At 31.2% G+C, this 4,686-nt stretch carries 2 protein-coding genes and 1 pseudogene; 2 read left to right on the forward strand and 1 reads right to left on the reverse strand.

Features of this window, described 5'->3' with window-relative positions; translation table 11 throughout:
- Positions 1–26 precede the first annotated feature (26 nt).
- Positions 27–1,346, forward strand: a pseudogene (pepF, locus tag WBG30_RS08685) (oligoendopeptidase F); the annotation flags it as partial.
- A 51-nt stretch (positions 1,347–1,397) separates the two neighbouring features.
- On the opposite strand, the gene WBG30_RS08690 reads toward pepF, so the two are convergent.
- On the reverse strand, positions 1,398–2,918 hold the full coding sequence (locus WBG30_RS08690) for an AbgT family transporter (RefSeq protein WP_424504258.1): 1,521 nt from the start codon (positions 2,916–2,918) through the stop codon (positions 1,398–1,400).
- A gap of 455 nt (positions 2,919–3,373) precedes the next feature.
- On the opposite strand from WBG30_RS08690, the gene WBG30_RS08695 reads away from it, so the two are divergent.
- Positions 3,374–4,686 (forward strand): S49 family peptidase (locus WBG30_RS08695; RefSeq protein ID WP_424504259.1); only part of this gene is annotated, 1,313 nt, incomplete at its 3' end.

Genomic DNA, 4,686 nt, shown 5'->3' on the forward strand with positions numbered 1-4,686 from the left:
ACTAAGGCCAATACCAGGGAGCTCCAAAAAGTATATATTCGGAGTTATCAACGACAGATATTAAATTTGGTGAGGTGGAATTTAAAGACGGAACTAAATTACCAATGACCTATGGAAATTATAGTAAAATCATGGCAACTAATCTAGATCAAGGGGATAGGAAAAAAGCTTTTGATGCCCATTATAAAACTTTTGAGGATTATAAAAATACCTATGGTGCAATATATAGGAGTTCATTACAACGAGATTTTGCAGTGGCTCAAACAAGAAATTATAGTTCTACTCTAGAATCTGCTTTGGAAAGCAATAATATACCTACTTCGGTATACGAAAACTTAATAGAGGTTGCTAAAAAAAATAGTGAACCTTTAAAGAGATATGCTAAACTTCGAAAAAAAATACTGGGATTAGAAAACTATCATAGTTATGATGGTTCTATTCCATTGGTTGATTTTCAAAAAGAATATGAGTATGATGATGCAAAACAATATGTATATGATTCTATAACTCCTTTGGGGGAAGATTATAGTGCTAAGATGAAAACGGCAATAAGTGATGGTTGGATAGATGTATATGAAAGTAAAGGTAAGAGAAGTGGCGCATACTCAGTAGGAGTGTATGGTGTTCATCCATATATGCTCATGAATTATAATAAGACTTTAGACAATGTATTTACATTAGCCCATGAATTAGGGCATACTATGCATACTCTTCTATCGAGTGAGAATCAACCGTTTGTAACTCATGGCTATACTATTTTTGTAGCTGAAGTAGCTTCTACATTTAATGAGAGGTTACTACTGGATTATATGTTGAAAAATACTAAAGATCCCAAGGAAAAGATTGCGTTATTACAACAAGCCATTAGAGGGATAACTGGAACATTTTATTTCCAATCTCTTTTGGCAGATTATGAGCTTCAGGCACATAGATTAGTAGAAGACGGAAAACCTGTAACACCAGATGTACTCAGTGAAATTATGTCAGACTTATTTAGAGAATATTATGGAGATTCGGTAGAAACAGACAAGATAATGGAAGTTTTATGGGCCAGGATACCGCATTTCTTTAATTCACCATATTATGTCTATCAATACGCTACTTGTTTTGCTTCATCATCTGTATTTTATGACAAAATAACCAATGAGAGTTATGGTAAGGCAGAAAGAGAAGAGGCACTAGCGAAATATCTTACTCTTTTAAAATCTGGTGGGAATGATAATCCCATGAATCAATTGAAAAAAGCAGGGGTAGATCTTTCTAAGAGGGCAACTATAGAAGCTGTTACTAGGGATTTAGATAAACTCTTAGATCAATTAGAAGAAGAAATAAACTTAATTAAGTAACGAATAAAAAAGACGAGAAATTAATCTCGTCTTTTACTATATAACTATTAATTACATGTAGATTCCAATTTCAGGTCCAATAGGTAATCCTAACATCATCCATACAATTAACAAAATTGACCAACCAATTAAGAATGCCATTGAGAACGGTAACATGATAGAGATCAGCGTTCCCATAGATCCTTTTTTATCATATTTTTGCATGAATACAATAATCATTGCAAAGTAACTCATTAATGGAGAGATAATATTTGTAGTTGAATCTCCAATTCTATATGCTAATTGTGTAAATTCAGGAGTATATCCTACTCTCATTAACATGGGGATAAATACTGGGGCCAAGATAGCCCATTTAGCTGAAGCAGATCCCATAAATAAGTTTAATAGGCCAGTGACTAATACGAATCCAATGATTAAAGGTACACCAGTCATTCCTGTAGCTTCTAATAAACTTGCTCCCTTAACAGCTAAGATAGTACCTAAATTAGAGTAGTTAAAGAATGCAATAAATTGTGCAGCGAAGAATACTAATACTAAATATCCAGACATAGTTGCCATAGATTTACTGATCATTCCCATAACATCTTTATCAGATTTTATAGCTCCTATAGAGATACCATAAGCTAATCCTGGTATAGCGAAGAATAATACTATGATAGGAACTAACCCGTGTCCTAAGAAGTTTTTACCTAATATAAAGTATAATGGAATTAAGCAAAGTGTTAAGGCTATAGTTGCTAATCCAGCAGCTCTTAAACCTTTTTTTTCTACAGATGTAACTTCATCAAATTCTAAAGTATCGTCACCTTCATACTTTCCTAATCTAGGTTCAACAATTTTTTCCGTAACAAACCAACCGATGATAGAGATTAAGAATGTAGAAACAAACATGAAGAAGTAGTTTGCAGTAGGGGCAACTTCATATGTATGATCTAAAAGTCTTGCAGCTTCTGTAGAAATACCACCTAATAATGGATCGATTGTACCGATTAATAGGTTAGCTGAGAACCCTCCTGATACACCGGCAAATGCTGCTGCTAATCCTGCTAATGGATGTCTACCAAATGATAAAAATATTAATGCTGCTAATGGTGGTAATACTACATAACCAGCATCAGATGCAACGTTTGACATTATCCCTAAGAATACTACCATAACAGTAACTAACTGCTTTGGAGTAGAAAGGGCTGTTTTCTTTAATAAGATTGCCATTAATCCAGACCTTTCACATACACCAATACCGATGATAGCGACTAAAACTGTTCCAAGGGGAGCAAATCCAGTGAAGTTTGTAACGATATTTGTGAAGATGTAATTAAGTCCCTCTGTATTCATTAAAGACTTAGTTTGGATAACCATATTTTCCATTTGCATTGTTTTCCTATTTATTCCTTCAAATTCGACTGACCAACCTAATGCTGCTCCTATTCCAGATATAGCTACCATTACAAGAGCTAAGATACCGAATAGTGTTGCTGGATGGGGTAATGCGTTACCACCTTTTTCAATGATATTTAAAAATTTGTCGACGAAACTAACCTTTTTCTTTCTTTTAATAGTTGATGTAGTCATGCGCTCCTCCTTAGTTTTAGTTTAGTTATATTAGTTTTGTGTTAGAAATGTATTAGGAGTATAACTTAGATAAAAGAGAAAGTCAAATAATTTAATTTGAAAACAGGATGAAACAATCTATAAAGGAACAATTAAAGGTCGAAAATATATCTAATTATCGATAAAAAGTACTTTACTTAATATGGGTATCTTTTTGTTAGTTTTTTTATGACTAAAATGTTTATAAAATTGAGAATAAAATTAAATAAAGTTAATAAAGTTTTGAATTGAGTAAAAAATATGCGGGATAAAAAGATTTGATCTTAGAAAAAATAGATATAACCGTGATAAAATAACTTTAATCTGTAAATTTTATATAAAAAATAGATTAAAAGTAAAAAAAGTACACTTTAGCTATTTTTTTATGATAGACTGAATTATAGGTAAAATAATAAATATTAATTATGAGGTGAAAAATGAAAAGAATTTTAAAATATATAGGGAAAGTCATCTTGTTTTTTTCTAAACAAGTATTACAGGCAACCTTGGTGGTAATAATATTTTTAGCCATTATAGCAGGAGTAATAACTGCGACTTTAACTGAATATAAAAAAGAAGTTGTAATTGAAAAAAATACATATTTAGAACTTGATTTTTCTAAAGGGATAGTTGAAAAAGAAGGAGGAGGATTACTTGAATTAGAAAAGCCTCTAAGATTATACCAAGTATTAGAAGGGATTAAGGCTGCTTCAAAGGAACCTAATATAGATGGAATATACATGGATATTGATTATGTAGAACTTTCGGCTAACCATATCGAAGAAATTGGTGAAGCATTGGATAAATTCAAAAAAAGTGGTAAAAAAATATATGCATTTACTAGAAATATAAATAATCAAAATTATAGATTGGGAATCTATGCTACAAAAATAGTTATGCCACCAATTCAATCGGCTATGATAGATTTGAGTGGGTACTATAGAGAGTTTAATTATTTTAAAGGATTAGCTGATTATGTGGGTATAAAATTTAATGTGGTACATATAGGAGATTACAAAGCCTATGGAGAACAGTATTCTAAAGGTCAGATGTCAAAAGAATTTAAAAAAGACATTAAAAGAGTATATGATAGAGTATATAGTGATAGAATAAAAGAGATCTCAAAAAGACGAGATATAGAAAAAATAGCAATAAATAAAGCAATATTAAGTGGTGAACTAGTGATGGGAAACCCTATATATGCTGAAAAAATAGGCCTTATAGATGGTCTAAGTTATCAAAGTGAATTTGATAAAAAGTATGGAATCGAAAAAAAGATATCTTTAGAGAATTATCTGAGCACTATAAAAAATATTGAAAGAACAGAAAAAATAGCTTTAATATATGCTTCTGGAGATATTATCTATAATGAAAGCCGTGGAAATGAAAATAGTATAGATATAAAAAGTATAAAAAATGAACTAAAAAAAGCAGAGGAAGATAAAAATATTAAAGGAATAGTACTAAGAGTTAACTCTCCAGGTGGTTCGGCTCTTGTATCTGAAATAATTCATCATGAGATATCTAAATTAACCAAACCAGTTTATGTATCTATGGGAGGAGTAGCAGCATCAGGAGGTTACTATATATCTTCCGGTGCAAAGCAAATATTTGCTACAAAATCAACTATAACAGGATCTATAGGAGTGGTATCTGTAATTCCTGAGATAAGTGGATTAATAGAAAAAACAATGGTTAATATAGAAAAAGTAGAAAAAGGGAAGTACTCTGGAATGAATTCTTTGACAAC

The organism is Psychrilyobacter sp. (assembly GCF_049671765.1).
Taxonomy (GTDB): Bacteria; Fusobacteriota; Fusobacteriia; order Fusobacteriales; family Fusobacteriaceae; genus Psychrilyobacter.

Coding starts and splice junctions, on each gene's coding strand:
- WBG30_RS08690 (WP_424504258.1), bottom strand. CDS start 2,918: ATGACTACATCAACTATTAAAAGAAAGAAAAAGGTTAGTTTCGTCGAC.